The organism is Collinsella aerofaciens, assembly GCF_028207065.1.
In the GTDB taxonomy this organism is placed as follows: domain Bacteria; phylum Actinomycetota; class Coriobacteriia; order Coriobacteriales; family Coriobacteriaceae; genus Collinsella; species Collinsella aerofaciens_AR.
In genome coordinates this window covers 1-26,797 of record NZ_JAQLFP010000009.1, presented here as the reverse complement: position 1 = coordinate 26,797, position 26,797 = coordinate 1, and the positions used below count along the sequence as shown (strand labels likewise).

Here is a 26,797-nt window from a genome sequence, read left to right as displayed (position 1 = left end):
ATGTCGTTTGGCAAGTTCTTTAAAGATGCACTGCTTCCCGTCGCCGTGTGGACGTGCGGCGTGCTGCTGAGCTGCTTTGTGCTGACGGTCGCCGGCGCACCCGTTTCTATCGTGGTCGTGGCGGTTGGCGTGTCCTTTATCTTCGGTATGCTCGGCATCGTGATCGAGTACGCTCGCCGTCGCCGTTTTCTGCGTCAGTTGGAGCGCGCGGCAGAGGAGCTCGAGAGTCCCGCATGGGTGCAGGAGATGGTGCAATGCCCAACCTATGCCGAGGGCGAGCTCGAGTACGAGGTCCTGTGCCGGGTGGGCAAAGCCGCCTGCGACGAGGTTGCCGAGGGCCGGCGTCAGACCGAAGACTATCGCGACTATATCGAGAGCTGGGTCCACGAGGCCAAGCTGCCCCTGGCGGCGGCTCACCTGATTCTGGAAAACCTCGACGGCGGCGCAGATGACCCAACACGTGTCGATGACCTGGGTCGCGAGTTGGCTCGCGTGGAACGCTATATCGACCAGGCGCTGTACTACGCGCGCTCGGAAGTCGTGGAGCGCGACTACCTGATTCGCCGCTGGGACCTTAAGACCTTGGTGACGGGTGCGATTAAGGCCAACGCGCGCGAGCTCATTGCGGCGCACGTGGCTCCGGTGTGCGAGAACCTCGACTTCGAGGTCTTTACCGACGAAAAATGGCTCGAGTTTATCCTGGGCCAGCTCATTCAGAACAGCATTAAATATGCGCGCGAGGACGGCGCGAAGATCGTGTTTTCGGGCGCGTTACTGGACGAGGGCCTGGCGAGCGAGCGCATCGAGCTCACCGTTGCGGACAACGGCTGCGGCGTGTGTGCGGCAGACCTGCCGCGCGTGTTCGAGAAGGGCTTTACCGGCGACAACGGCCGCACCACCAAGCGCGCAACGGGCATCGGCCTCTACCTGGTGGCGCGCCTATGCTCCAAGATGGGCATCGACGTCACGGCGGCATCCGACTCCGGCGAAGGCTTTGTCGTAACGTTCGCCTTCTCGACGAACAAGTTCCAATACTTAGAGTAGCCGGGCCGTCTTGCGCTGCGGACGGCTATGTTCCCGAACGTGAACTTAGCTAAGGCAACTGGCGTTATGTTCCCGAACGTGAACATAACTATGAGGCTCAAATGGATCTCCCAAAACAAAAACGTGCAGCCCAAACAAAACGTGCCGCCCCAAACGGGGCGGCACGCCATCTTTTATCAGCCAACTCGCTGAAGTAAGGCTGCGAAGGCCGCGAGGCCGGGAGGGGTTTCCTAAGGGCACATCCCGCAGCCGCAACGCGGCGAGGACGTGCCCGTGGAAACCCCGCAGGCCCCGCGGCCGGTGGGAGCAACGCTACTTCACAACCAAAATGTCGCAGTCCGTATTGCGCAGCAGGAACGTCGAAATTGAACCCAGTAGCGCATACTTGATCGAGGACAGGCCGCGGGCGCCGCAGAGCACCAGGTCGGGCTTGACCACGTCGAGCATCTCGTCCTTGAGCGTCTCGCGAATGCGGCCGGCGCGAATCATGACCTCGACCTCGGGAATATCGGGATTGGCCTTGGCCTCTTCGAGCTGCTTGGCGATGGAGTTCTTAAATGCCTCCTCTAGGCCGTTGACCAGATCGACCGGATAGGAACCGGCGCTCTCGAGTGCCGTGGAATCGATGACGTGGCCGATGATCAGCTTAGCGCCGTTGTTCGCGGCGACTTTGATGGCGCGTGCGAGCACAAAATCCTGCTGCTCAGTACCGTCGAGTGAAACAAATACCTTGGTGTAGCCCTCGTTCATGGTTTCCTCCTTGGTCTATCGCACGGGCGCGGGGCTCGTGCGTCGGGCGGGCGCGGGTGCGTTGACCGCCGGACACTTTATCTTGTTGCAGTTATACCCAAGGATTTCGGTTTAACTGCTCGCAATTCTGTGAACGGGCGAGTTTTTTGGTAAGGGTAGGCGCGGTCGCACCGCCAACGGTTGATAATGGGACATCGCCCGCATCGTCCGCAGAACATCTACCGGCGGGTGTCTAACGAGGGGGTCCCTTTGGATATTATCGAGCTTCTAAAATCTGCCTTCATGGGCCTGGTCGAGGGCATCACCGAATGGCTGCCCGTTTCGTCGACGGGTCACATGATCTTGGTGGACGAGTTCGTCAAGATGAACGTGAGCGAGACGTTCTGGAATATGTTCCTGGTCGTGATTCAGCTCGGCGCCATTCTGGCCGTCTGCGTGCTGTTCTTCCATGAACTCAATCCGTTCTCGCCCAGCAAGGGCAAGGAGGGCCGTCGCGACACCTGGGTGCTGTGGGGCAAGATTGTGCTCGGTTGCATTCCTGCGGCGGCGATCGGCCTGCCGCTCAACGACTGGATGGAGGAGCATTTCTACAATGCTCCCGTCGTGGCGCTGGCGCTCATTGTGTACGGCGTGCTGTTTATCGTGATCGAGAACTGGCGCGCGAGCAAGCGCGAGGAAATGGCCGTTGCCGGTTCGTTTGGTTCGCGTGCTGTGGTGTCGGGTGGACGTCCCGCCGGTGCGCACTTTGCGGCGCCCCCCACGGCTACCGCTGAGGATGAGGACGATGACGAGAATCTGGACTTTGGTTCCATCGCCACGCTCGAGGACCTCAGCTGGAAGACTGCGCTGGGTATCGGCTGCTTCCAGGTGCTTTCGCTGGTGCCTGGTACGTCTCGCTCCGGTTCTACCATCATCGGCGGCCTGCTTTTGGGCTGCACGCGCTCGGTGGCGTCTAAGTTTACGTTCTTCCTGGCTATTCCTGTTATGTTTGGCGCGAGTGCGCTCAAGCTGGTCAAGTACTTCATCAAGGGCGGCACGTTCGGCACCAACGAGATCGCCATCTTGGGCGTGGGCTGCGTTGTGGCCTTTGTGGTTTCGCTCATCGCCATCAAGTGGCTTATGGGCTTCGTTCGCCGTCACGACTTCAAGTGCTTCGGCGTCTACCGCATCATCCTGGGCATCGTGGTGCTCGCGTACTTCTTCGTCCTGGAGCCTATGCTCGGCCTGTAACTTGGTTGACGCTGCGCGGCGGCCAGAGCGACAACTTGTCATTCAAAGAGGGCGGCATGACCAAAAGGTCTATGCCGTCCTCTTTTTTGGGCGATGGGGCGGGCCTGACGGCGGCGCACGGAGTCGTGGTGTGATTTGCGTCGGTGTCCGCGCGGCTCGGTATACTGGTACGGCTCAAACTATGGCGCTGCCCGCAGGCGCGCCGTCTGTCAGATGAGGAGTCGCCCATGACCCAGCCCTTGCCCTGGGAAAAGAACGCCGCGGTGCCCGTGCCGCCCGCGCCGGAACCCGTGCCGCTCGATGCATACACCGCCCCCGCTGCGCCGGAGCCCGAGCTCGTTCCGCTCGACATCTACGACGCTCCCGCGCCGGCGCCCAAGCCCGCCAAGCCGCTCGTCGATATCGATAGCCTTAACCCCGCCCAGCGCGAGGCGGTCCTGACCACCGAGGGCCCGCTGCTGGTCCTTGCCGGTGCTGGCTCGGGCAAGACCCGCGTCCTGACCTTCCGCATCGCTCATATGCTCGGCGACCTGGGCGTTAAGCCCTGGCAGGTCCTGGCCATCACGTTTACCAACAAGGCCGCGGCCGAGATGCGCGAGCGTCTGGCGGCGCTCATTCCCAGCGGCACCCGCGGCATGTGGGTGTGCACCTTCCACGCCATGTGCGTGCGCATGCTGCGCGAGGACGCCGATCTGCTGGGCTACACCGGTCAGTTCACCATCTATGACGACGATGACTCAAAGCGCATGGTGCGTGACATTATGCAAGCGCTCGGCATCGAGCAAAAGCAGTTCCCCATTAACATGATCCGCAGTAAGATCAGCTCGGCTAAAAACGCCATGATCGGGCCCGAGGACATGCTCAAGAGCGCCGATAGCCCTAACGACAAAAAGGCCGCGCAGGTCTACCTAGAGCTGGAGCGCCGCCTGCGCGCCGCCAATGCGATGGACTTTGACGACCTGCTCGTGCGTACGCTCGAGCTGCTGCGTACCCGCCCCGAGGTGCTCGACAAGTACCAGGAGCGCTTCCGCTACATTAGCGTCGACGAGTATCAGGACACCAACCACGTCCAGTACGAAATCGCCAACCTGCTGGCCGCCAAGTACCAAAACCTCATGGTCGTGGGCGACGACGACCAGTCAATTTACAGCTGGCGCGGCGCCGACATTACCAACATCCTGGACTTTGAGAAGGACTTTAAAAACTGCAAGACCGTTAAGCTGGAGCAGAACTATCGCTCCACGGGCCATATCCTGAGCGCCGCCAACGCCGTGGTGCGTCACAACTCGCAGCGTAAAGAAAAGCGCCTGTTTACGGCCGAGGGCGACGGCGAGAAGATCCAGGCCTTCCAGGCAAGCGATGAGCGCGACGAGGGCCGCTGGATTGCCGGTGAGATCGAAAAGTTGCACTCCAAGGGTACGAGCTACGACGACATCGCCGTCTTCTATCGCACCAACGCCCAGTCGCGTATTCTCGAAGATATGTTCCTGCGCGCGGGCGTGCCCTACAAGATCGTGGGCGGCACGCGATTCTTCGACCGTGCCGAGATCCGCGACGTCATGGCCTACCTCAAGATGATCGTGAACCCGGCCGACGAGATGAGCGTCAAGCGCGTCATCAACACGCCACGTCGCGGCATCGGCTCCACCTCGATCCAAAAGATTGAGCAGCTGGCGCGCGACAACCGCTGCTCGTTCTTCCAGGCCTGCGAGATCGCAACAGCCGAGACGGGCATGTTTAGTGCCAAGGTGCGCAACGGCCTGTCGAGTTTTGTGGCGCTGGTGCGCGAGGGCCGCCGCATGGACGGCGAGCTCAAGGATGTCGTCGAGATGATCGTCGACAAGACGGGCCTGCTGCAGGCGTTTCGCGCTGAGGGCACCATGGAGTCCGAGAGCCGCGCCGAAAACATCCAGGAATTCCTGGGCGTCGCCGCCGAATTTGAGGAGACGCACGAGGATATCGAGGGTACGCTCGAGAGCTTGGAAGAGCTGCGCGCGGCTGGCGTTGCCGATGTGCCGGTCGGCGCTGAGCCCGAGCCCGTTGTGGTGAGCACACCTGCGCCCGAGCCGGGACCGTCCGCACCTGCGTCCTCGTTTGAGGCGCTCGTTGGCGCGCGTGATGCCGCAGGTTCCAATCCGCTCGATAGCCTAGCCGCCCCGGCGCTCTCGCCACAGGATGCCCTGGCCGCCGCCATTGTGGGCAACGCCTATGCCGCGCCGACGGAGATGCCGGCGGGCGCCGTGCATGCTGACGAGATTGAGCGCACCTACGGCCCGCTCACCTGTAAGGCGCTGCCGGCACTCATGGAGTGGCTTGCCCTGCGCTCCGACCTGGATTCCCTTGCCGGCGAGACGCATGCCATCACCATGATGACCATCCACTCCGCCAAGGGCCTGGAGTTCCCGGCGGTGTTCGTGGCCGGTATGGAGGAGGGCATCTTCCCACACGTGCATGACTTTGGCGGCAGCGATGATCCGGGCAAGCTCGAGGAGGAGCGTCGCCTGGCCTACGTCGCCATCACGCGTGCCCGTAAGCGCCTGTTCCTGACCTATGCGGCCACGCGTCGCACCTACGGCTCGACCTCTGCCAACCCGCGCTCGCGCTTCCTCAACGAGATTCCGTTTGAGGATATCGAGTTTAGCGGCATCGGTTCTGCCGGTTTTGAGGGCACGGGCTGGGAGAAGCGCGGCGACCGTCACGGCACCTTTGGATCGGGCATGGGCTCGGATATGTACGGCGGCAAGGTGTTTGGCTCGCATACGCGCTCGACCGGCGGTTCTGGTTCGCGCGGCGGATCGAGCTTTGACGACTTCTTTGGCGGCAGCAGCTATGGGACCGAGCGCCATCGTGGGGTCTCGGCCGACGCTGGCCGCGTTGCCTCGACCTTTGGCTCGGGCGCGCCGCGAGCCAAAAAGCCGTCGTCCAAGGTGTCGCCGACGGTGGAGCGCAAGGTCGATCGCACCAGCGCGTCGCAGGACTTTGCCGCGGGCGATACCGTGAGCCACAAGACCTTTGGCACGGGTACCGTGATCTCGGTCGCCGGAGACATGATCGAGGTTCAATTCGAAAAGACCGGCCAGACCAAAAAGCTCATGAAGGGCTTTGCGCCGATCGTCAAGCTGTCGTAATCTCGGCGGCCCCGGACAGGCGCCATGGACAACGTCGCCTGCTCGGACAGTCCTGCTCGCACGGAGAGCACATTAAGTGCTCTCCGGCTCGTGCGGAACTCGCGATCGACGTTGTCCATGGCGCCTGTCCGGGGCCTTGGGTAACGTTGCTTGCGAACGTCGCTTTGCTCGTTCGCTTTTTGGTCTGGAGAGCCGGGTGGGCTGATAGAAAAATAGATGTGAGTAGGGGCTCCTCCGTTGATGAACGAGGGAGCCCCTTGTTTCGTTTTGGTTGTTGTTGCGACCTAGAGGTGGCTGATGATCAGTTCCATCTTGCCTTCGAGTTCGATCTGGTTCACGGTGCTCGGGGCCAGCAGGTGGCTGCCCTTGTGAACGGGCTCGCCGCACACGGTGCCCTCGCCGTCGATGACCGACAGGCACATGAAGGGCCAGTGCTGCTCCAAGGTCTTGCTGCCGTTGACACGCACGCGATCGACGGTGTAGCAGGAGTTAGACTCGAGCTCGGTCACGCCGTCGATCTCGGGCGCGGTCACGGTGCCGTCGGTCGGTGCCTGAGCATTGAAGTCGATGCAGTCGAGGCTCTGCTCAATGTGCAGCGGGCGCAGCTTGCCGTCGGTGCCGGGGCGGTCGTAGTCGTACAGGCGATACGTCACGTCGCTCGACTGCTGCGTCTCCAAAATGAGCGTGCCGGTCTTGATGGCGTGCACGGTGCCGGAGTCAATCTGGAAAAAGTTGCCCTTGTGAATCGGCAGCACGTTGAGCATGTCGTCCCAACGGCCTTCCTCGATCATCTGTGCGGCCTCGGCACGATCCTTGGCGCGCTGCCCGACGATGATCGTGGCGCCGGGCTCGCAGTCCAGCACATACCAGCACTCGGTCTTGCCCAGGCTTCCGTTCTCGTGCTCGGCGGCGTACTCGTCGTTGGGGTGAATCTGGATCGAAAGGTCGTCCTTGGCGTCCAGAATCTTGATGAGCAGCGGGAACTCCTTGCCCTCGCAATTGCCAAAGAGCTCGCGGTGCTCGGCCCACAGCCACGAAAGCGTGTGGCCTGTATACGGGCCCTCCGCAATCTGGCAGTCGCCGTTGGGATGGGCCGAGATGGCCCAGCACTCACCGATGGGACCCTCGGGAATGTCGTAGCCAAACACGGTCTCCAGCTGGCGGCCGCCCCAGATCTTCTCGTGGAAGATCGGCGTGAGTTTAATCAAATCGGACATGTGCATACTCCCATAAGGTTGTGCGGGTGCCGCGTAGGACAGCTCAAAACGAGCACCCACTGGATTGCAAAACTAGGCCAGCGTTACGTTGTGCAGCTCAAAGCGGTCGCCTACGTTGTGCGAGACAGAATATTCAAACGCGGTGCCGCTATCCAAGAAGCCAATCTGGTTGAGTTCGAGCAGGGGAGAGCCGGGTTTGGTATCCAGGCGCTCAGCCTCTTCTTCAGTTGCCGCGACAGCGCGAATGGTACGGTGGAAACTCGAGATCTTGAGTCCGCACTGCTCGCGGATGAAGCTGTAGACCGATGCGTACAGGTCTTTTTTCTTAAGACCCGGAATCAGCTCGAGGGGCATATAGGTGTACTCAATAACGATGGGCTGACCATCGACCTCGCGTACGCGCACGATGTGATAGGCAAAGTCGTCTTCGGCCATTCCCAGCTGGGTCGCAACCTCTGCCGGCGGATTGACGATCGAGAAATCGTAGACCACCGAGGTTACCTTCTCCCCGCGGTGCTCATACGAAAAACCCTGGGCGCGGTCATTCTTGCCCTGGAAAAATGCCTGGCCGGGAAGCCCCGCCGTGTCCTTAACGTAGGTGCCCGACCCGCGCCGGCTGGTGACAAGGCCCTCCTCGGTGATCTGCTCGATAGCTCGCTTGACGGTGATTTTGGAAACGCTATAGAGCTCGCAGAACTCAACGACGGTGGGTAGCTTGTCGCCCGGTTTAAGAGCGCCGTCCTCGATGCTTCGACGGATATCTGCAGCTATTGCCTCGTATTTGGGAATCATGGAACCTCCTTTCCAGCTTGATTGAGTATAAAAAAAGTATAGTCCACGCCTAAGCATCCCTATTGCGTTTTTGAAAAGTTCGAGAAAGATATAATTAAAAAACGCTTCTCTTTATCAACTAGAGCGCTCTAAATGAATATGCATTCGAATAATGTGGTATTGAGCAAATTGATCGGCTCGAAGATGGGGTTGGGCTGTTTTGCCGCCCAGCGAACCGAATCTCATGCCTTGCGTTTTCCCAGATAAAACCTGCCAAAACAAACCTGTCCCTTTTTGGTAGGTTTTTGCCTTGGGAGCGGTACCATACTGGCAATGTTTAAACGAGAAAGGTGGGCTCCCATGGAACCTAAGCAGTACTACATCGGCATTGACGTCGGCGGCACTTCGGTTAAGGAGGGCCTGTTCGACGAAGACGGTAACCTGCTTGCCAAGGCCAGCGTGCCTACGCCTCCCATCGTTGACGCTGCGGGCTTTGCCGCGGTGACCGAGGCTATCGACCAGGTGGTTGCCAAGGCGCAGATTCCGCGTGCCTTTGTGGCGGGCATTGGCCTGGCTGTTCCGTGCCCTATCCCGGCGTCGGGCGATGCCAAGGTCAAGGCCAACATTGCCATTAACCTGCCCGAGCTTAAGATCGCCATCCAGGAGCACTGCCCCGACGCGGTCGTTAAGTACGAGAACGATGCCAACGCCGCTGCCATGGGCGAGGCCTGGCTCGGCTCTGCCAAGGGCGTGCAGAACGTCGTGATGGTCACCATCGGTACCGGCGTGGGCGGCGGCGTTATCGTTAACGGCGACGTGGTGTCGGGCGTTGTGGGTGCCGGCGGCGAGATTGGCCACATGTGCCTGAACCCGGCTGAGGAGCGCACCTGCGGCTGCGGCGGCCATGGCCACCTGGAGCAGTATTCCAGCGCTACCGGCGTGGTGAGCAACTATCTTGCCGAGTGCGAGAAGGCGGGCGTCGACCCCATCGAGCTCACCGGCCCCTCCGATTCCAAGGACGTGTTCCAGGCCTGTCGCGAGGGTGACAAGCTCGCGCTAGCCGCGGCCGATACCATGGCCGACTATCTCGGTCGCGCTCTGGCGCTTATCGCCAACGTGGTCGACCCCGAGATGTTCCTGATCGGCGGCGGCGCATCCGCCTCGGCCGATGTCTACCTCGACAAGGTCCGCGAGCACTTTAAGCAGTACGCGCTTTCTGCCTCGCGCGAGACGCCCATTAAGGTCGCCTCGCTCGGCAACGACGCCGGCATCATCGGTGCCGCCTACGTAGCCCTGCGCGCCGCCGGCAAATAGCTGGCGCAAGGGGGCAGGTTAGTTTGCGCCACATGGTGCAGAGGGGACAGACTTTGCCTCAGCGCCTGCCCCAATTTGTGCTGCGGCCCTTCCATCTCATAGGGTTCGGCGTCAGCGTGCTACCATAGCTACGTCCAAGTACACATATCAAGTGGAGGATATCCATGGCAAACGTTCTTGTCTTTGGTCACCAGAACCCCGATAACGACGCCATCATGAGCGCCGTCGTCCTGTCCCAGCTGCTCAACCAGGTTGAGTATGCCGGCAACACCTACGAGGCCTGCGCACTGGGCCAGCTTCCGGCCGAGTCCGCCAAGCTACTTGCCGACGCCGGCATTGCCGAGCCCCGCGTGATCGAGTCCGTCGAGGCCGGCCAGCTCGTCGTCCTCACCGACCACAACGAGTCCGCCCAGTCTGTCGCCGGCCTTAAGGACGCCACGGTCTTTGGCGTCGTCGATCATCACCGCATCGGCGATTTCGAGACCGCCGGCCCGCTGCACTACATCTGCCTGCCCTGGGGTTCCAGCTGCACCATCGTCACCAAGCTCGCCGGCGTGCTCGGCGTTGAGCTTTCCGACGTCCAGGCCAAGCTGCTGCTCTCGGCCATGATGACCGATACGCTCATGCTCAAGAGTCCCACCACCACCGATGTCGACCGCGCCGTCGCCGCCAAGCTCGGCGAGCAGGTGGGTGTCGACCCGGTCAAGTTTGGCATGGAGGTCTTCCTCACCCGTCCGTCCGGCTCCTTCACCGCAGCCGAGATGGTCGGCAACGACATCAAGATGTTCGAGCCCGCCGGCAAGAAGCTGCTCATCGGCCAGTACGAGACCGTCGACAAGAGTCGTGCGCTCGGCATGATCGACGAGATTCGCGAGGCCATGCGTGCCTACGCCGCCGAGAAGGGTGCCGATGGCATTGTCCTGTGCATCACTGACATCATGGAGGAGGGCTCGCAGGTCCTGCTCGAGGGCGAGACCGAGGCCGCTCAGAAGGGCCTGGGCATTGCCGACGAGCACGACGGCGTCTGGATGCCGGGTGTCCTCTCCCGTAAGAAGCAGGTCGCTGCCCCCATCATGGCCGCCTGCTAGGTTTAGTTGACCAAACGCCACGACCGGATCGCGGACGTCCCGCGCTCCGGTCGTTTTTTGTGCACGGCGCCGCGTCGTCTCTTGGACAGGCGTGCCCGTGCCGTTGAGCAAATAATGTTCAACCTGTGGTTCCGCTTTTCGGCCACGCCTGCGTGCTTGTCGTGCAGGGTAGGCTAGATGCAAGCGTAATACGTTAGAGCGCGGCGCCGCCACTTGGGCGGGCCGTGCTTTTTTAAGACGGGAGCTTTCCCGAGAAAGGAGCCGCCCATGGCAGCAACTGAGCAGCTGTTCAACGTTCGTGAGCGCAAGCGCTTTGAACGTCACGACATTTGGGAGCGCATCGCCGAGAACGGCACGATTTCCGCCGCCGTCATGGTCTTCGCCGCTATCGCCGCCGTTATCTGCGCCAATACCGATGCCTACGAGGCCATCCATCACTTTTTGGAGACCCCGCTGTATGTGGGTCTGGGCAACCTTACGGCTGGTCTCACCGTTGAGCTTTTCGTCAACGACTTCCTCATGGCGATTTTCTTTTTGTTGGTGGGCATTGAGCTTAAGTACGAGATGACGGTCGGCGAGCTCAAGAATCCGCGTCAGGCCATGCTTCCCATGCTGGCGGCCGTGGGCGGTGTCGTCGTTCCCGCCTGCATCTACCTGATCTTTAACCATGCCGGCGCGCACAACGGCTGGGCCATTCCCATGGCAACCGATATTGCCTTTGCGCTGGGCGTGCTGTCGCTTTTGGGCAACCGCGTGCCCAACGGCGTGCGCGTGTTCTTCTCGACGCTCGCCATCGCCGACGACCTGATCTCCATCGCCGCCATCGCCATCTTCTACGGTCAGAGCCCCAATCCGTTTTGGTTGGGCGCCGCCGCGCTTGTGACCTGCGCGCTCGTGTGGCTTAACAAGACGCAGCATTACCGCCTTGCCCCGTATTCGGTACTGGGGCTGCTGCTGTGGTTCTGCATGTTCAAGAGCGGCGTACATGCCACGCTTGCTGGCGTCATCTTGGCCTTTACCATCCCGGCCAAGTGTGGCGTCAAGCTCGATAGCCTCACCGATTGGCTGGGCGAGTGCCTGCCGCTGCTCGATGACCGCTACGATGATGAGGCACACATCCTGGGCCAGCATGACTTTACCGTCTCGACAACCAAGGTCGAGCGCGTCATGCACCGCGTGACCCCGCCGCTTATCCGCATGGAGCGTCTGATCTCCACGCCGGTCAACTTTGTGATCCTGCCGATCTTTGCGTTCGTAAACGCTCAGGTTCGCTTAGTGGGCGTGGACATGAGCACGCTGCTCACCGACCCGGTGACGCTCGGCGTGTACTTTGGCATGCTGCTGGGCAAGCCGATCGGTATCTTTGGCATGACGTTTGCCCTGGTTAAGCTCAAGATTTCCGAGCTGCCGCACAATGTCAACTGGCACATGATTGCCGGCGTGGGCATTCTGGGCGGTATCGGCTTTACCATGTCGATCCTCATTAGCGGCCTTGCCTTCCCGACGGCCCAGTTTGAGGTTCTGGCCGCAAAGGCCGCCATTCTTGCCGGCTCTGTCACCGCGGCCGTGCTGGGCATGATCTACATGAGTGTGATCTGCAAGCACCCCGCGCCCAAGGACGAGTAAAAGCACATATAAGTTTGAAAACGCCGCCTGTGAACACCATCACAGGCGGCGTTTTAGTCATTGGGGACGTTCTTAAATGACTAGGTTTATTCCACCGTTCCGTAGACGGCGCCCCAGCCGTGGGCGGCCAAGGCGGAGTTGAGCTGGTCGCAAAGTGACTGGCGATCGTAATAGCCGGGCGGCAGCAGGTTGACGATCTCCATGAGATCGGGCGCTAGGTCCAAGATCTCGGCCTGCACAATCAGGTCCAGGCGGTCGATGGCGTGGCGGTCGTAAAACAGTCCGTCGACCAGGCGCTGCAGGTCGCCGAATTCCTCGGCCTGAAATGATCCGTACTCCATAGTGCCTCCTTGGGCGCCCCACGCCGGCATGCGCGGCGATTCGTAATTCATTGCGATGAACTTAATCTATCACGGCTTCATAACGTTGCGGCGGTGGCGGTCTATACTTAGACGAACTGCAACGTACCGCTTCGCGAAAGGTCGCACCCATGCAGACGATCTACCAGAAGATGGAAACCACCGAACTCGATGCCGCCATCGAGGCGCTCAAAGCCGAGGTCGCCGAGGTCAAGGCCAAGGGCCTGGCGCTTGACATGGCCCGCGGCAAGCCGTCGCCCGCCCAGGTGGACATCTCGCGCCCCATGCTCGATATCCTCAATGCCGACGCCGATCTGCACGACGGCAACGTCGATTGTTCCAACTACGGCTGCTTTGAGGGCATTCCTTCGGCACGCAAGTTGGCAGGGGAGTTCCTGGGCTGCCCCGCCGAGCAGACGCTCGTGCTGGGTTCGTCGAGCCTTTTGATCGAGCATGACATCGCCGGCATGTTCTGGCGCTGTGGCTCGTGCGGCAGCGAGCCCTGGGACGCCTACGAGGCCGCGCACGACGGCAAGAAGGTCAAGTTCCTGTGCCCCGTTCCCGGCTACGATCGCCACTTTGGCATCACCGCCGACTTGGGCATCGAGAACGTCCCCGTCGCGATGACCGACAACGGCCCCGACATGGCCGAGGTTGAGCGCCTGGTTGCCACCGACGACTCCATCAAGGGCATCTGGTGCGTGCCCAAGTATTCCAACCCCACGGGCATCACATTTAGCGAGGACACCGTGCGTCGCCTGGTCGAGATGCCCACGGCCGCGCCCGATTTCCGCATCTTCTGGGACAACGCCTACTGCGTGCACGACCTGTACGACGAGACCGACGAGCTCGCCAACATCTTCGATCTTGCCCGCGCGGCGGGCACCGAGGACCGCGTGGTGGCCTTTGCCTCGACGTCCAAGATCACCTTCCCGGGTGCCGGCATCGGCTTTATCGGTGCGAGCCCCGCGGTCATCGCCGAGTTCTCCAAGCGCCTGAAGGCCGGTCTTATTAGCGCCGACAAGCTCAACCAGCTGCGTCACGTGCGCTTCCTTCCCACCATCGAGGCGGTCAAGAAGCACATGAAAAAGCATGCCGAGTTCCTGCGCCCGCGCTTTGAGGCCGTTGAGCGCAAGCTCACCGAGGGCCTGGGCGACACGGGTTGCGCCACCTGGACGCATCCCCGCGGCGGCTACTTTGTGAGCTTCGATGGTCCCGAGGGCTCGGCCCAAAAGGTCGCCGTGCTTTGCGCCGACTTGGGCGTCAAGCTCACGCCGGCCGGTGCCACCTGGCCTTATGGCAAGGACCCGCGCGACACCAACATCCGCATCGCGCCGAGCTATCCCACGGTCGAGGACCTGGAGGCCGCGCTCGATGTGCTGGTGCTGGCCGTTAAGCTTGTCGCTGCCGAGCTTGCGCGTGCCGAGCGCGCCTAACGCGTAGGGCCCCGCAAGTCCGCGCCTAGTACTATCCGCACTTTCGATACGTAAAGGAGCGTATACATGGATTTGGGTATTTCCGCCAACCCCACGCCAGAGCTCTACACCATTAAGGTGACCGGTGAGATCGATATCTCTAACGCCGATAGCCTGCGCAATGCCATCGACCTGGCGCTCGAGCAGCCCACTGAGGCCGTTGAGCTCGATTTTGCCCAGGTGAGCTACATCGATTCGACGGGCATTGGCGTGCTCGTGGGCGCCGCGCACCACGCGGTTGACCACGGCAAGCGCTTTAGCTGCACCAATGTGCAGCCCCCGGTGATGCGCGTGGTTCAGCTGTTGGGTGTCGACCAGGAGATTTCGATCACCGCTGCGTAATCTTTGCCCCAAAAGGGCGTGCCGTTTGGCATATGTTTGTGATGCGCTCGGACGTTTTGGCGTCCGGGCGCTATACTTGACCGAATGAATAGACGAGTTCCGGCCGAATGGCGCGGTGCGGGCTCGACTCACATCGAGCCTTGGAGGTATGTGTGTTTGGTATTGGAGAGGGTGAGCTCGCGATCATCGTGGTCTTCGGCTTTTTGCTGTTTGGCCCGGATAAGCTCCCGCAGATGGGCCGCACGATCGGCCGTGCTATCCGTCAGTTCCGCGAGACGCAGGAAAAGATGACGGCCGTTGTTCAGTCCGAGATTATCGATCCGGTGAGCGAGGCCGCGTCGGCCCCGGTCAAGCCCAAGAAGACTGCTGCGACCGACGACGATTCCGATGCGGACGAGGATGCCGCCGAGACGGCAGCGCCCGCCAAGAAGGAGACCTTTGCCGAGCGTCGCGCCCGTCTTGCTGCCGAGAAGGCCGCAAGCGAGGGCGCTGCTGAGGGCGAAGGCGCTGTTGATGAGGCCGAGGGTACAGAGCCTGCTGCTGCCGTCGAGCCCGAGCCTGCTGCAGAGCCCAAGCCCGAGCCGGCAGAGCCCACGACGGCTGACCTCTACGCCCGTCGTCCCCGCAAGCGCAAGGCCGTCGTCGACCAGCTCGCTCGCGAGCTCGAGGTCGAGGACGATGCCGAGGCTGCTGCCGCCGACGCCCCGAAGGGAGGCGATGAGTAATGCCGATCGGACCTGCGCGCATGCCGCTCTTCGATCACCTGGGAGAGCTCCGTCGCCGCCTGACCATCGTGGTCGTTTCGGTGTTTGCCGCCGCCATCGTGCTGTACTTTGCCACGCCCGTGGTGCTCGATATTCTTGAGGACCCCATCCGCTCCTTTGTGCCGGACGGTAAGTTTTACATCACCACCACGCTCGGCGGCTTTGGCCTGCGCTTCTCGCTTGCCATCAAGATGGCCGTGGTCATGTGCACGCCCATGATCATCTGGCAGATTCTGGCATTTTTCCTGCCGGCACTGCGCCCCAACGAGCGCAAGTGGGTTGTGCCCACGGTGCTCGCCTCGACGGTGCTGTTCTTCCTGGGTGCCATCTTCTGCTACTTCATCATCATCCCGGCGGGCTTTGAGTGGCTCATCGGCGAGACCTCGGCTGTCGCTACGGCGTTGCCCGATCTGGAGAACTACGTCAACATGGAGCTGCTCTTTATGATCGGCTTTGGTGTGGCGTTTGAGCTGCCGCTCATCATCTTCTACCTGTCCGTTTTCCACATCGTGTCCTATGCGGCCTTCCGCAGCGCCTGGCGCTACGTGTACGTAGGCCTGCTCGTGGGTTCGGCTGTGATTACGCCCGACGGCTCGCCCGTTACGCTGGGTCTCATGTATGGCGCCCTGCTCTCGCTCTACGAGATTTCGCTCGCCATCGCTCGCGTGGTCATTACCGCGCGCGAGGGCAAGGAGGGCCTGTTCGTGAGCCGTCTGGACCTGTTCTCGGACGACGAGGACGACGAGGAGTAAATCGGTATGCACGAGGTTGGCATTGTCAACGGCATACTCGATACAGTGATTCGCGCGGCGCGTGGGGCGGGGGCCTCGCGCGCCGTTTTGGTAACGCTTCGTATCGGGGATATGACCGAGGTCGTGCGCGAGGCACTCGACTTTGCGTGGGAGACGTTTCGCGATGAGGACCCGCTCACGCGCGGCTGCGAGCTTGCCGTGGAGGAGGTCCATCCACAAAGCGAGTGCCTGGACTGCGGCGAGGTCTTTGAGCACGACCGTTTCCATTGTCGCTGCCCCCAGTGTGGCGGCGCCAACGTGCGCCTGCTGCACGGCCGCGAGCTCGATATCGCAAGTATCGAAATCGAAACCCCCGACGATTAGCCCGCTAGCCATCTAATGATGGGGTATAAAGGGGCCAAAGTAAGGAGCGCTAAGTATGGCCGAGAAAACGATTGATATCGCGTCGCCGATCCTGTCGCGCAACGAGCGCCTGGCAGATCAGCTGCGTCAGCGATTTAATGAGGCAGGCACCTACGTGATCAATGTGCTGTCGAGCCCCGGCTCGGGTAAGACCACCACGATTCTGGGCACCAACGAGCGCCTGCGTGACAAAGCCGGCCTGCGCTGTGCCGTCATCGAGGGCGATATCGCCTCGGATGTCGATGCCATCACCATGAAGGAAGCCGGCATGCCCGCCATCCAGATCAACACGGGCGGCCTGTGCCACCTCGAGGGCAACATGATCATGGAGGCCGTCGACGCCTTCGACCAGGCTGTGGGTCTGGAGAACATCGACGTCATCTTTATCGAAAACGTGGGCAACCTGGTCTGCCCGGTCGACTTTGACCTGGGCGAGAACCTGTCCATCATGATTCTCTCGGTGCCCGAGGGCGACGACAAGCCCATCAAGTACCCGGGCATCTTCCAACACGCCGGCGCGCAGCTGCTCAACAAGGTCGACGTGGCTCCGGCTTTCGATTTTGACATGGATAGGTATACTAAGACCCTCGATGACCTCAATCCGCAGGCGCCGCGGTTTGCCGTGAGCGCGCGCAAGGGCGAGGGCATGGATGCCTGGTGCGATTGGCTCATCGGGCAGATTGAGCAAGCAAGGGCGTAAGTCGGCCGCCATACGGGCGGGCGTAGCCGCAGAGATACGAGATAGGAGCCTCTTTTGAAGCTCATCATCGCCGAGAAAAACGACGCCGCGCGTCAGATTGCCGAGCGTCTGTCCACGGGCAAGCCCAAAAAGGACAAGGTGTACAACACCGCCATCTACCGTTTTGAGTGGAAGGGCGAGGAGTGCGTGACGATCGGCCTTGCCGGTCACATCCTTGCGCCCGATTTTTGCGACAGCGTGCTGTTCGATAAAAAGCTGGGCTGGTATTCGGTCACGGAGGACGGTGAGATGCTGCCGGCCGATATGCCCGATGGCTTGGCCCGCCCGCCGTACGACACCAAGCGCAAGCCGTTTCTTGCCGACGGCATCTCCATCAAGGGCTGGAAGCTCGAGAGTCTGCCCTATCTCACCTGGGCACCCGTCATTAAGCTGCCGGCCGAGAAGGAACTCATCCGCTCGCTCAAGAACCTCGCCAAAAAGTCCGACAGTGTCATCATCGCCACGGACTTCGATCGCGAGGGCGAGCTGATCGGTTCGGACGCCCTCAACAAGGTGCGCGAGGTGGCGCCCGACTTGCCGGTCGCCCGCGCCCAGTATTCTTCGTTTACCAAGGCCGAGATCACGCAGGCCTTCGATAACCTTGTCTCGCTCGACCAGAACCTGGCCGACGCCGGCGAGAGCCGTCAGCACATCGACCTCATTTGGGGTGCAGTGCTCACGCGCTACCTGACGCTCGCCAAGTTTGGCGGCTTTGGCAACGTGCGTTCCGCCGGCCGCGTGCAGACGCCGACGCTTGCCCTGGTGGTCGAGCGCGAGCGCGAGCGCATGGCGTTTGTGCCCGAGGACTATTGGCAGATTCGCGGCATGGGCGCCGCGCAAGGCGCTGCCGAGGACGATCGCTTTAAGATCGCGCACAAGACGGCGCGCTTTACCGACAAGGATGCTGCTGAGACGGCGTACGGTCACGTTGACGGCGCTACGACGGCAACCGTCGCCGCGGTGACCAAGCGCTCGCGTAAGCAGCAGCCGCCCACGCCGTTTGCGACGACCTCGCTGCAGGCTGCCGCCGCGGCCGAGGGCATCTCACCTGCGCGTACCATGCGCATCGCCGAGTCCCTCTACATGGCCGGTCTCATCAGCTACCCGCGTGTCGACAACACCGTGTATCCCGCGACGCTCGATCTGGGCGCCGTGGTGAGCGACCTGGCAAAGATCAACCCGGCGCTGGCGCCCGTGTGCAAAAAGGTGCTCGCCGGCCCCATGAAGCCCACGCGCGGCAAGGTCGAGACCACCGACCACCCGCCTATCTACCCCACGGGCGAGGGCGATCCGTCCACGCTCGACGGCGGCCAGCGCAAACTCTATGACCTCATCGCCCGTCGCTTCCTGGCAACGCTCATGGGGCCCGCGACCATCGAGAACACCAAGCTCGAGCTCGATGTGAACGGTGAGCCGTTCGTGGCTTCGGGCGACGTGCTCGTGACCCCGGGCTTCCGCGAGGCATATCCGTACGGTCTCAAGCGCGACGAGCAGATGCCGCCGCTTGAGCAGGGCGACACGGTCGACGTGTTCGACATTAAGCTCGAGGCCAAGCAGACCGAGCCGCCCGCGCGCTACAGCCAGGGCAAGCTCGTGCAGGAGATGGAAAAGCGCGGCCTGGGCACCAAGTCCACGCGCGCGAGTATCATCGAGCGCCTGTATGCCGTGCGCTATCTCAAAAATGATCCCGTTGAGCCGAGCCAGCTGGGCATCGCCATCATCGACGCGCTGTCGCAGTTTGCCCCGCGCATCACGAGCCCCGATATGACCAGCGAGCTCGACGGCGACATGACCCGCGTGGAGCGCGGCGAGGACACCGAAGAGCATGTCGTGACGCACTCGCGCGCGCTGCTGGCCGGCGTGCTCGACGAGCTGCTCAAGCATACGCAGGAGCTGGGCGACGCCATCAGCGACGCCGTCACGGCCGATGCGCGCGTGGGCGCCTGCCCCAAGTGCGGCAAGGACCTGGTTATGAAGACGAGCGCCAAGACCCGCGGCAGCTTTATCGGCTGCATGGGTTGGCCCGACTGCGACGTGACCTATCCGGTGCCGAGTGGCGTCAAGGTGAGCCCGCTCGAGGGCGAGGCCGCCGTGTGCCCCGAGTGCGGCGCGCCGCGCATCAAGTGCCAGCCATTCCGCCAGAAGGCCTTCGAGATCTGCGTGAACCCCACGTGCCCCACCAACTACGAGCCCGATCTTAAGGTGGGCGAGTGCAAGGTGTGTGCCGAGGCCGGACGTCACGGCGACCTGATCGCGCACAAGAGCGAGAAGAGCGGCAAGCGCTTTATCCGCTGCACCAACTACGATGACTGCGGCGTGAGCTATCCGCTGCCGGCGCGCGGCAAGCTCGAGGCGACGGGCGAGACCTGCCCCGAGTGCGGCGCCCCCATCGTGGTGGTCAACACGGCGCGCGGTCCGTGGCGTATCTGCGTCAACATGGACTGCCCGACCAAGGAGAAGAAGCCCGCCCGCGGTCGCAAGACCACAACCAAGGCGAGCACGGCGAAGAAGACGACCGCTGCGAAGAAGACTTCGACGGCGAAAAAGTCGACTGCCAAGAAGTCGACCACCAAGAAGACGACGGCCAAGAAGGTCGCCGACAAGTAACGGCGCAGTCGAAACATTGCCCAAAAAAAACGAGCGAGGACCCCGCGATCCTCGCTCGTTTTTTTGACCGGCAGTTAGGGATGTTCTTTTTCTGCCGGCAGTTTAGGAACGTCCCTAACTGCCGGCTCGGGAACGACAAAGCGCTAGTTCACCTCGACAGGCTTGGCGCCGGGATAGCGCTCCTCAAAGTCTAGGCGGTACTTATTGTCATTGGTGCCCGCCACGTTGTCGCGCGACAGCGGCGCCACGATCTCATTCTTGTGGTCCGCAGGCTTGGCGTATTTCAGGCTGATCTCCCAGGCATCACAGATTGCGTCAATGCGGTGATCCAGGTCGTCGTACAGGGCGATGATGTCCTTCCAGGAGCTGTAGTTCTTGGAGCTCGTCGGGACGTCCAGGTCCTCGACGATGTCGTAATACTGCTCGATGGTGTCCTCCGTGCGCTCGGCGACGTCGGCGAGATTTTGACGGGTGGTTCGATCCTCTTCCAGATAGTTGCCGTTGAAGTTCTGCGCGCAGCCACGGACCTGGCTGTCGAGATCTTCGAGCAGGTCGTAGTATTCGCTCAGGCGACGGTAGAGGTTCTGCTCGGAGAGCGTTGCTTCGCCGCCATCCTCGTCGTCATCGTCATCATCGTCGTACAGGCTGTTGGGATCGCCGAGAGGCTTTAGGTCATCGTCGTCGACGTCATGGTGCAGCTTAGCTACCGCGGCAGTCGTCTGCGTGGCGGCGTTGTCGAAAGGCTTGATCACAAAGAAAACGACCAGGGCGATGATGATCGCCACCAGCACAACGATAACGGCGATAAGCGGCCCGGTGCCGCTCTTTTTGGGAGCGGGGGTCTGTGGCGAAGCGGGCGCGTATGCGGGAGCCGGCTGCTGTTGGGGCGAGCCGCTCGCGACGGGTATGCGCTGCGTGGTCTCGACGGCCTCGGTCCCTGCGGCGGGGTCGGGGCTATAGGCGAGGGGGTCGTCCGCCTTGGCTTGCGGCGTATCAAGGGAGCCGGTCTGCTCAAAAGCGGGCTGGCTATCGCTCGCGGCTGTTTGCTCAACGGGTGCACCGCACGAGGTGCAGAACTTGGCATCATCTGCAAGAAGCTTGCCGCACGAGGCGCAATACCGAGACATTGCCACTCCTTTCGCCACATTTCAATGCAATACGACGATTATACCCAGCATCCAAAATTCCCCATCATACGTTGCGGTGAAATAGGGACTGTTTGGCGGTCTCAGAGCTTCAATCAGTCCCTATTTCACCGCAACTTTGGAAAGGCGCCTTTAGCCATTGGGGACGCGCCGAGCACTGGGGTATCATGGCTTAGTTGATATATCTGCATTTACGCGCCTTGTAGGAAGGGGCTGCGCCCATGGCTTTTGAGCCTGCTCAACATAGCTTTATCACGCTCGAGGGCGTCGACGGTGCCGGCAAGTCCACGCAGGCGCGTCTGCTTGCCCGTGCGCTCGACCTCGCTGGCTATCAGGTCGTAACTCTGCGTGAGCCGGGTGGTACTGCCATCAGCGAAAAGATTCGCGCCCTGTTGCTCGACCCCGCCAACACGGCGATGGGCGATACTTGCGAGTTGCTGCTCTACGAGGCGGCGCGCGCCCAGTTGGTGCACGAGGTCATAGCCCCCGCCCTTGCGGCCGGCAAGGTGGTCCTGTGCGATCGCTTCTACGATTCCACGACCTGCTACCAGGCATTTGCCGATGGCCTCGACCGCCAGATGGTGCGCGACGCCAACAACCTGGCCGTCGCGGGAACGCACCCGGCGCTCACACTCGTCTACCACATCACGCCCGAGCAGGCGGCGCTACGCATGGCAGCCCGTGGCGCGGCGGATCGCATGGAGGCCAAGGGCATGGCATTCCAGGAGCGTGTCTACGAGGGGTTTTGCGCAATTGCTACCGAGGAGCCAAACCGCGTAAAGCTCATCGACGCCACTACGACCGTCGAGGTAGTTTTCGAGAAGACGGTCGAGCAGGTTCGCGCGTACGGTCTCGACATTCCGCGGGAAGCCGTCGCCGCCGCGCTTGCCAAGGAGGCCGAGTAACATGGCCCCCGCTCAGGCAAGCCTGCTGGCCAAGCTCGACACCCAAGAGCGCGTGCGCGATTTTTTGACCAACGCCGTCGCCAGCGGCCGCGCGTCGCACGCCTACCTGTTTTTGGGCGCCCCCGGCGCCGGCAAGCTCGATGCCGCATGGGCGCTCGCCCAGGCCTTCCTGTGCGAGCAGGATGGCTGCGGCGCATGCGACAGCTGCGTGCGCGTTGCACGGCACACGCATCCCGACGTGCACTATTACACGCCCGAGAGCGCCATGGGCTACCTCATTGCCCAGACCCGCGAGCTGCTCGATGACGTGCCGCTGGCGCCCATCCGCGCCAAGGCCAAGGTCTACATCATCGACCGTGCCGAGCAGCTGCGTGCTAACACTGCCAACGCACTGCTCAAAACACTCGAGGAGCCGCCCGAGGGCGTCATGTTCATCTTGCTGGGCACCTCGGCAGACGTGATGCTGCCCACCATCGTGAGCCGCTGTCAGTGCGTGCCGTTTCGGCTGGTGTCGCCCGCCGCGGCCGCGCAGGCCGTGAGTCGCGCGACGGGCCAGGATCTCGCACGCTGTCGCATGGCGGTCGCCGTGGCGGGGAGCCCCACGCGCGGCATCGAGTTCCTTAAGAGTGCCGAGCGCCAGGACGCCCGCCGTCAGATGGTCCGTGCCATCGACTCACTCATTGCCGCCGACGAGGCCGATGTGCTCAGTCGCGCCAAGTCGCTCATCGTCGCCGTTAAGGCGCCGCTCGCCGAGGTCAAGTCCACACAGGAAAAGGTGCTCGAGCAAAACGCCGATTACCTGTCGCGTGGAGCATTGAAGCAGCTTGAGGACCGCAACAAGCGCGAACTCAACGCGCGCGAGCGTTCGGGTATCATGGAAGCGCTGGCGAGCGCACGGACGCTCATGCGCGACGTGCTGCTGACGCTTCAGGACGAGGCAGCCGACGTAGTGAACGAAGACGTGCGCGACACGATCGGGCGGCTTGCCGCCGCGACCAATGTTGCGGGTGCCACCCGGGCGCTCGAGGCGGTCGCAATTGCCGAGCGCAACATCGCCAGAAACGTTACTCCCCAGCTGGCCATCGAGGTCATGCTGTTCGATATCAGGAAGGCACTGAAATGCCGTTAGTCGTACCCGTTAAGTTTACCTACGCCTCGCGCGACCTGTGGTTCGACCCGCAGGATCTGGATATCCTCGAGGCCGATTATGCTATCTGCTCCACCGAGCGCGGAACCGAGATCGGCTTGGTCACGGCCGATCCCTTCGAGGTGCCGCAGGACGAGATCGGCCAGCCGCTCAAGCCCGTGCTGCGCGTGGCGAGCGACATCGACCTGCAGCTTGCCGATGATCTGGCCATCCAAGGCGACGAGGCCATGGTCGATTTCCGTCGCCTGGTCAAGGAGCTCGACCTCGAGATGAAGCCGGTCGGCGTCGAGTACCTGTTTGGCGGCGAGAAGGCCGTGTTCTACTTTGCGGCCGAGGAGCGCGTCGATTTTCGTCAGCTCGTCAAGGATCTGTCCTCGACGCTGCACATTCGCGTCGACATGCGCCAGATCGGCGTGCGCGACGAGACTCGCCTGGTGGGCGGCTATGCCCAGTGCGGCCAGGAGCTCTGCTGCACGCGCTTTGGCGGACAGTTTGAGCCCGTCTCGATCCGCATGGCAAAAGAGCAGGACCTGCCGCTCAATTCCTCCAAGATCAGCGGCGTTTGCGGCCGCCTGATGTGCTGCCTGCGCTATGAGTTCGAAGCGTACAAGGACTTTAAGAGCCGTGCGCCCAAAAAGAAGACGCTCATCGATACGCCGCTCGGCAAGGCGCGTATTCAGGAATATGACACGCCGCGTGAGCAGCTGGTGCTGCGCCTGGAGAACGGCAAGGTCTTTAAGGTCAACCTGGCCGATATGACCTGCTCGGAGGGCTGCAAAAAGAAGGCCGCCGAGCAGGGCTGCAACTGCCGCCCCGACTGCGTGACGCGCGACGTGCTCGAGCGCATCGAGTCGCCCGAGATGCGCCTGGCGCTCATGGAGCTCGACCGCGAGAACGGCGTCGACGTGGGCGATGGCCTGTCGAGCGCCGACCGTCTTGCTGGCACGTCGATGCCCAAGCGCCGTCGTCGCGATGCTGAATCCGATGCTCGCGCCGGTCAGGGGCAGGGCGAGGGCCGTGGCCGCGGAAAGGGCCGTGGCAATGCCGCAACGCCCGAGGCCGAGGAGGCTGCCGGTGGACGTCGCCGCCGCAAGCGCTCGGGTGCGGGCGATGCCGGCGAGGCCGCTCCCGCAGGCAAGAACTCCTCCCGCGAGCGCGAGGCTCAGCAGCCCCAGCAGCAAAACCGCGGCGGTGGTATGAATCCCACGCGCCGTCGCCGCCGCCATTTGTCGAGCGAGGAGCGCGAGGACGCCTTCCGCGCCGCAGCCGCTCGCGAAGCCGGTGCCGCCCCCAAGGGTGGTTCGGGTTCCGATACGCCTGCCGACAAGGGTAGCAAGCAGCGCAACGATGACGAGCGCGCCCCGCGTCCGCGTCGCCGCCATTCCTCGGGCACGCAGCAAAAGCCCTCGGTGCCCTCCGTGGCCGATCAGGTCTCGGATGGCGAGGTCAAGGTCACACGTCGGCGCCCTGGAGATGGCGGAGGGGCGGCTGCCAAGGCCGCGCGCGGCGCTGCTCGCGACGAACGCGAGTCGTGCGAAGATCGTGGTGGCGAGGGTTCGGCCGACCAGGGCCAGAAGCGCCGTCGCCGTCGTCGTTCCCGCAAGCCGCGTCAAGATGGTGGCGAGGGTTCGACCCCGTCTTCGTCTGCACCACAACCGCCTACCGGCGAATAACGCCCGCGAGCGGATTTAACCTGCCTGACCCCAAACGCGTCGGGGTACCATAGCGCTGAATCAACAACCCTCCCTGCGACCGAGCGTAGGGAGGGTTGTGTCGTGAAGAGACATTTGAATGTGTTGGGATGCCTGCAAGGTGCCGGCATCCTACCGTTTGCGGACGAATTGCTACCGTTTGCCGAGCGGGTGGCACGCGAGGCGCTCGAGGCATTGTCGCCAACACGATGTGCCGGCTGCGAGCGCGCCGGTGCGCTTATTTGCCAAGACTGCCTGGCTGCGCTCACGCTCATCGACCCATGTCATAGCTGTACCCGATGCGGCGCCCCGTTTGGGGATTTGCTGTGCACTGAGTGTTCGGTCGAGGGCACGTCCTCGGCAATGTCGGAGGCGCTCGACCGCTGCCTGGCGTGCGCCGTCTATGCGCATCCGCTGCCGCGCATCATTAAAGCGTACAAGGACGCGGGCGAGCGACGTCTGGCTCCGTATCTGGCGGAGCTGCTCTACGACACCGCCCTGCATGCCCAGGTCGTAGCGCCCGAACGCTTAGGAGGTGTGCTGTCCGGTGCGGATGCGGTGGTGTTTGTGCCTGCGACGGCGGCAGCGTTTCGGCGGCGTGGTTTTGATCATATGGAGGCTATTGCGCGCCCATTTTGCGAGCTGTCGGGTGTTCCCCTGCTCGATGCTCTCGTCAAGTACGGGCATGGCGACCAGCGCGAACTCGGTCGTGAGGAGCGCCGCGAGCGTGCCCAAGGCATGTACGAGACGGTTGAGGATGTGCGGGGCAAGTGCCTGCTGCTTATCGACGACGTTATCACCACGGGTGCGACGATGGCCGCGGCTTCGGCGGAACTCAAGCGCGCCGGCGCCGCAGCAGTCGATGGCCTCGCTATCGCACGCGTTTGGTAGGGGTGGTTTTGTGGCAGTAAAGATTGAGCGGTGCAACGAGCCGACAGGCGAACAGCTAGCGGCTTCCGTAATCCTAACAGGCGCCTCGGCGCTACGCATGATGCGCGCCGAGCGCCGACAAATGGGTTACATCAGCTGGAGGGACCTCGATCCCGATGAAGAGCGCCGTGTGCTGTGCACGTCGTCGCCCTCGACCGAGGACATCTATCTTCCCGACTTGGTGCGGATTGGGGCCGCAAGCGGCGAGGTGCAAGAAGATCTTTGCTTGCTGGTGGGATCTGCGGCGCAGCGCCGCCGCATGCCTGGCGTGGGCTGGTCCGTATGCTCTGGGTTGCCCGCCGGCTCGATTCTAGAGGTGGAACCGGGGGTGTACAGTCTATCTCCCGAGGCCCTTTGTGTTGCCGTCGCCCGCGAGGTCGGTTGTATCCAGGCATTTGCCCTGGCCCAGGAACTGTGTTCCAAGATTTCACTGAGCGATCGCGGGAAGTATCTGCCTCCCTACACCTCGCCTGTTGCGAATAGGCTTGCAAAGGACAAGGACCAGCTAGCAGACGTGGGCTACTTTGAAGTCGAGCCGGTGCTGATGCCCGATCGTCTGGCAGATTACCTTGCGGCATGCAAGGGGAATGTGGCCAAAAAGCTGCTGCGTCTGTGTCCCTATCTTTCGGAAAACCTGCTCTCGCCCATGGAGTGCATCATGCTCGCTCTGTTTTCGCTTCCGTTTCCCTATGGCGGATTTGCTTGCGGTCCCTTTAAGACCGACTACAAGATCGAGTTCGATGACCGCGCGCAGGCAATCTCGGGGATGCCGCATGCAGTTTGCGATGCGTATCAAGAGGCAGCCCGGTTTGACCTGGAATACAACGGTGAGCTGGGCCATTCCTCCCGGAGGGGACGTATCCATGATGAAAAACGCAACACGGGCTTGATTACTATGGGAATCGAGGTCGCGACGGTCAACAACGAAATGCTCTGCGACATGGAAGCGATGGAAGCGCTCGCATGGCGCATCCACCAGCGTATGCGAAAGCGGTACCGGAATCGTGTCGATGCCCGCAGGAAGAAGCAAGAGGCGTTGCTTAACACGCTGCGGGCGTGTTTTGGGCTTAAGCCGGTCTAATTCGCGACGAAAATAGGGGGTTAATCATATACCCTGGCCAAAAAATGGCAAATATGAGTACTGTCACTAAATCAGTAACAGCAAAATCAGGATTTTAAGACTCGGAGGTGGCGTAAAGTCAGAAGATAATAAACAAATGTAGAATAACTAAGCATCAAGTTGGCGGCGCTGAGCGCAAAACCTGTCCGAGAGGCCAAAATTACCTGTTACTAAATTGGTAACAGTACTCATATTTGCCATTATTTGGCCACGGTACCCTAAGAAGGGCGCCCCGGAGCTCCCCGTAGGGG

Annotated in this window: 23 protein-coding genes; 18 read left to right on the top strand and 5 right to left on the bottom strand. The window is 62.0% G+C overall.

Translation table 11 applies throughout. From position 1 onward, the window contains the following. The gene (locus PMX72_RS03965; protein ID WP_271728930.1) at positions 1-1,044 is read left to right on the top strand and encodes a sensor histidine kinase; all 1,044 of its coding nucleotides are present in this window, start codon (positions 1-3) and stop codon (positions 1,042-1,044) included. Positions 1,045-1,356: 312 nt separating this feature from the next. Here the strand turns inward: PMX72_RS03965 and PMX72_RS03960 are convergent, their stop codons facing one another. After that, entirely contained in the window at positions 1,357-1,794 is a 438-nt protein-coding gene (locus tag PMX72_RS03960) for a universal stress protein (protein ID WP_006235921.1), read from the bottom strand. A gap of 249 nt (positions 1,795-2,043) precedes the next feature. On the opposite strand from PMX72_RS03960, the gene PMX72_RS03955 reads away from it, so the two are divergent. Next, positions 2,044-3,024 carry an undecaprenyl-diphosphate phosphatase gene (locus PMX72_RS03955; protein WP_089572431.1) on the top strand — a complete coding sequence of 327 codons (981 nt, stop codon included), beginning with the start codon at positions 2,044-2,046 and terminating at the stop codon, positions 3,022-3,024. A 227-nt stretch (positions 3,025-3,251) separates the two neighbouring features. Continuing rightward, positions 3,252-6,152, top strand: a complete 2,901-nt coding sequence (locus PMX72_RS03950) for an ATP-dependent helicase (RefSeq protein WP_271728929.1) — start codon at positions 3,252-3,254, stop codon at positions 6,150-6,152. Positions 6,153-6,436: 284 nt separating this feature from the next. On the opposite strand, the gene PMX72_RS03945 is transcribed toward PMX72_RS03950, so the two are convergent. Together PMX72_RS03945 and PMX72_RS03940 are read right to left on the bottom strand one after the other, a co-directional pair. Then, on the bottom strand, positions 6,437-7,369 hold the full coding sequence (locus PMX72_RS03945; protein WP_416378025.1) for a type I phosphomannose isomerase catalytic subunit: 933 nt from the start codon (positions 7,367-7,369) through the stop codon (positions 6,437-6,439). A 72-nt stretch (positions 7,370-7,441) separates the two neighbouring features. After that, positions 7,442-8,161, bottom strand: a complete 720-nt coding sequence (locus tag PMX72_RS03940) for a GntR family transcriptional regulator (protein WP_271728928.1) — start codon at positions 8,159-8,161, stop codon at positions 7,442-7,444. Positions 8,162-8,500: 339 nt separating this feature from the next. On the opposite strand from PMX72_RS03940, the gene PMX72_RS03935 reads away from it, so the two are divergent. The 3 genes from PMX72_RS03935 to nhaA all read left to right on the top strand — a co-directional run bounded on the left by PMX72_RS03935 (position 8,501) and on the right by nhaA (position 12,168). After that, positions 8,501-9,454, top strand: coding sequence for an ROK family protein (locus PMX72_RS03935; RefSeq protein WP_271728927.1), 954 nt, complete (start codon positions 8,501-8,503; stop codon positions 9,452-9,454). A gap of 164 nt (positions 9,455-9,618) precedes the next feature. Continuing rightward, positions 9,619-10,542: a manganese-dependent inorganic pyrophosphatase gene (locus PMX72_RS03930; RefSeq protein ID WP_006235927.1), complete on the top strand. Its 924-nt coding sequence runs from the start codon at positions 9,619-9,621 to the stop codon at positions 10,540-10,542. A gap of 267 nt (positions 10,543-10,809) precedes the next feature. Continuing rightward, complete coding sequence (gene nhaA, locus PMX72_RS03925; protein WP_138340240.1) at positions 10,810-12,168, top strand: Na+/H+ antiporter NhaA; 1,359 nt, start codon at positions 10,810-10,812, stop codon at positions 12,166-12,168. Positions 12,169-12,254: 86 nt separating this feature from the next. Here the strand turns inward: nhaA and PMX72_RS03920 are convergent, their stop codons facing one another. Beyond that, on the bottom strand, positions 12,255-12,509 hold the full coding sequence (locus tag PMX72_RS03920; RefSeq protein ID WP_022093864.1) for a hypothetical protein: 255 nt from the start codon (positions 12,507-12,509) through the stop codon (positions 12,255-12,257). A gap of 149 nt (positions 12,510-12,658) precedes the next feature. Here PMX72_RS03920 and PMX72_RS03915 point away from each other — a divergent pair, with 149 nt between their 5' ends. From PMX72_RS03915 to PMX72_RS03885, 7 genes are all read left to right on the top strand, one after another. Then, complete coding sequence (locus PMX72_RS03915; RefSeq protein ID WP_271728926.1) at positions 12,659-13,963, top strand: aspartate aminotransferase type Ic; 1,305 nt, start codon at positions 12,659-12,661, stop codon at positions 13,961-13,963. A 66-nt stretch (positions 13,964-14,029) separates the two neighbouring features. After that, positions 14,030-14,344 carry an STAS domain-containing protein gene (locus tag PMX72_RS03910; RefSeq protein WP_271728925.1) on the top strand — a complete coding sequence of 105 codons (315 nt, stop codon included), beginning with the start codon at positions 14,030-14,032 and terminating at the stop codon, positions 14,342-14,344. A gap of 152 nt (positions 14,345-14,496) precedes the next feature. Continuing rightward, complete coding sequence (locus tag PMX72_RS03905) at positions 14,497-15,069, top strand: twin-arginine translocase TatA/TatE family subunit (RefSeq protein WP_158564964.1); 573 nt, start codon at positions 14,497-14,499, stop codon at positions 15,067-15,069. Next, positions 15,069-15,860, top strand: a complete 792-nt coding sequence (gene tatC, locus PMX72_RS03900) for a twin-arginine translocase subunit TatC (RefSeq protein ID WP_055285525.1) — start codon at positions 15,069-15,071, stop codon at positions 15,858-15,860. The genes PMX72_RS03905 and tatC overlap by 1 nt, the downstream gene beginning before the upstream one ends. A 6-nt stretch (positions 15,861-15,866) precedes the next feature. Beyond that, a complete protein-coding gene (hypA, locus tag PMX72_RS03895) occupies positions 15,867-16,223 on the top strand; it encodes a hydrogenase maturation nickel metallochaperone HypA (RefSeq protein ID WP_117565013.1) in 357 nt (118 codons plus the stop codon). 55 nt (positions 16,224-16,278) lie between these two features. Further along, complete coding sequence (gene hypB / locus PMX72_RS03890; protein WP_117583579.1) at positions 16,279-16,962, top strand: hydrogenase nickel incorporation protein HypB; 684 nt, start codon at positions 16,279-16,281, stop codon at positions 16,960-16,962. 54 nt (positions 16,963-17,016) lie between these two features. Further along, complete coding sequence (locus tag PMX72_RS03885) at positions 17,017-19,608, top strand: DNA topoisomerase I (RefSeq protein WP_271728924.1); 2,592 nt, start codon at positions 17,017-17,019, stop codon at positions 19,606-19,608. 143 nt (positions 19,609-19,751) lie between these two features. Here PMX72_RS03885 and PMX72_RS03880 read toward each other — a convergent pair whose 3' ends face one another. Further along, positions 19,752-20,735, bottom strand: a complete 984-nt coding sequence (locus tag PMX72_RS03880) for a zinc-ribbon domain-containing protein (protein ID WP_117817248.1) — start codon at positions 20,733-20,735, stop codon at positions 19,752-19,754. A 239-nt stretch (positions 20,736-20,974) separates the two neighbouring features. Here PMX72_RS03880 and tmk point away from each other — a divergent pair, with 239 nt between their 5' ends. The 5 genes from tmk (at position 20,975) to PMX72_RS03855 (ending at position 26,507) form a co-directional block, all read left to right on the top strand. After that, positions 20,975-21,658 (top strand): dTMP kinase, encoded by a 684-nt coding sequence (tmk, locus tag PMX72_RS03875; protein WP_271728923.1) that lies wholly within the window; start codon positions 20,975-20,977, stop codon positions 21,656-21,658. Position 21,659: 1 nt separating this feature from the next. Continuing rightward, positions 21,660-22,787 carry a DNA polymerase III subunit gene (locus tag PMX72_RS03870; protein WP_271728922.1) on the top strand — a complete coding sequence of 376 codons (1,128 nt, stop codon included), beginning with the start codon at positions 21,660-21,662 and terminating at the stop codon, positions 22,785-22,787. Then, on the top strand, positions 22,778-24,478 hold the full coding sequence (locus tag PMX72_RS03865; RefSeq protein WP_271728920.1) for a PSP1 domain-containing protein: 1,701 nt from the start codon (positions 22,778-22,780) through the stop codon (positions 24,476-24,478). The genes PMX72_RS03870 and PMX72_RS03865 overlap by 10 nt, the downstream gene beginning before the upstream one ends. A gap of 102 nt (positions 24,479-24,580) precedes the next feature. Beyond that, positions 24,581-25,387 carry a ComF family protein gene (locus PMX72_RS03860; RefSeq protein WP_271728919.1) on the top strand — a complete coding sequence of 269 codons (807 nt, stop codon included), beginning with the start codon at positions 24,581-24,583 and terminating at the stop codon, positions 25,385-25,387. Between the two features lie 10 nt (positions 25,388-25,397). Next, positions 25,398-26,507 (top strand): hypothetical protein, encoded by a 1,110-nt coding sequence (locus PMX72_RS03855; RefSeq protein ID WP_271728918.1) that lies wholly within the window; start codon positions 25,398-25,400, stop codon positions 26,505-26,507. Positions 26,508-26,797: the final 290 nt, after the last annotated feature.